At 68.7% G+C, this 1,645-nt stretch carries 2 protein-coding genes; one reads left to right on the top strand and one right to left on the bottom strand.

Annotated features, from left to right (window positions below):
* Positions 1-117: 117 nt before the first annotated feature.
* A complete protein-coding gene (locus tag ACWCQ1_RS52080) occupies positions 118-633 on the top strand; it encodes a hypothetical protein (protein WP_451030132.1) in 516 nt (171 codons plus the stop codon).
* On the opposite strand, the gene ACWCQ1_RS52085 is transcribed toward ACWCQ1_RS52080, so the two are convergent.
* Positions 581-1,375 (bottom strand): IS5 family transposase, encoded by a 795-nt coding sequence (locus ACWCQ1_RS52085; RefSeq protein ID WP_450859423.1) that lies wholly within the window; start codon positions 1,373-1,375, stop codon positions 581-583. The genes ACWCQ1_RS52080 and ACWCQ1_RS52085 overlap by 53 nt on opposite strands.
* Between the last annotated feature and the right edge of the window lie 270 nt (positions 1,376-1,645).

The following is a 1,645-nucleotide window of genomic DNA, read 5'->3' on the forward strand; positions in this document are numbered from 1 at the left end:
AGAAGCCGTATCTCAACCGAACATCATCGCTTGATTTCTGCTGGTCTGGCATGGTCTAGCTCGGAATGAGGGAGGCATGCGGCGTCTTGTTTCGGCTCCGTGATCGGGGGGTGCGTGATGGCGTCGGTGCTGGGAATTCTGGAGGAGCGGGAGACAGCAGCCCGGGTGCGGGTGGAGGGTCTGCGGGAGGAAGTTGCGCGGCTGGCTGGGGTGTTGGAGGCCGCGGAGATCGAGCTGGACCGGCGGGTGATCGCGCGGGAGGAACTGGTCGAGGCCTTGGCAGCCTCGGCTGCCGAGACCACCGCCGTGACCGAGGCGGAAACCGCGCCCTCGCCGGTGCCGGGTTCGATCGTGCCGCCTTGGCGCGAAGGACTGCCGGTGACGGTGCTGGCGCCGGACTATCAGCGGATTCTGGGCGTGCTCGACGAGCGGCAGCCTGCGGACCAGGGGCCGCTGAAGGCCAGGGAGATCACGGCTCGGCTGGGCTTGGAGACAACGTCGGCGAAGGTCGAGGGGGTGCGCTCGAAGGCCCGGCGCCTGGCCGAGCGCGGGTGGCTCCTCATGGAGGAGTCGGGGGCGTTCAGTGCCGGGCGGCGGCCCGTGGCCGTGCCAGACGCCGACTCATCCGCGTGATCATCGACCACCGGATCATCGCCTCGCTGCTGGCCGGCAACGTCTCGTAGTCCCGGGCCAGCCGGCGCGAATGCATCAGCCACGCGAACGTGCGCTCTGCCACCCAGCGCCTGGGCAGCACCACGAACCCTGTCATGTCATCGGTGCGTTTGACGATCTCCAAGGTCAGCGCGAGTTTGTCCCGGCACCAGTCGACGAGGGAGCCGGTGTAGCCACCGTCGGCCCAGACGAGGGTGATGTCGCGGTGCAGACGGCGCAGCCGCTGCAGCAGGCCCGTAGCGGCGTCGCGGTCACCGATGTTCGCGGCGGTGACACAGACGACCAGGAGCAGACCGAGCGTGTCGGTCACGATGTGCCGCTTTCGCCCGGGCACTTTCTTCCCGCCGTCGTAGCCGCGTGAGGCGGCCGGCACCGATGCGGCGGCCCGCACCGACTGCGCGTCGATGATTCCCGCCGTGGGCTCGGCCTCACGGCCCTCGCGCTCACGGACCTTCCCGCGCAGCCGGTCGTGGAACTCGGTGATCAGCCCGTGTTCGCGCCAGCGGCGGAAGAAGGCGTAAACCCGGGCCCAGTCGGGGAAGTCCGCGGGAATCGCCCGCCACGAGATCCCGCCCGCGACCAGGTAGCGGATCGCGTCCAGCAGTTGGCGGTGGCAGTAGCCCTCGGGCTGCCCGCCCCTGCCCTTCAGCCAGGGCGGCACCGGCAGCAACGGCCGGATGGCCGCCCACTCCGCGTCCGTCATGTCCGACGGATACCGGCGTTCCCGGTCGGGATGGTCGGCCGCATTGCCGTACACGTGCGCGAGGCAATCACACGATCGTGCAGCCGAGTTGAACTGGACGGGCTCGGACGCGTACAACAACGACACCAGGGCCTCCCGGCACTGCTCGGTCAGATTCGCATCCCCGAGCTACCGAGAGGCCCTGTCTTCATGCGCGCACAACGGGAAGATCACCCCAGCGGGAAACCTGTTCGACCCGCACGTTCCATGATCGGTTGAGATACAGCTTCT

This window comes from Streptomyces sp. NPDC002144 (assembly GCF_053593695.1).

Excerpts from the sequence above, each read along its gene's own strand:
- ACWCQ1_RS52080 (WP_451030132.1), top strand. The coding sequence starts at position 118 with ATGGCGTCGGTGCTGGGAATTCTGGAGGAGCGGGAGACAGCAGCCCGG.
- ACWCQ1_RS52085 (WP_450859423.1), bottom strand. The coding sequence starts at position 1,375 with ATGACGGACGCGGAGTGGGCGGCCATCCGGCCGTTGCTGCCGGTGCCG.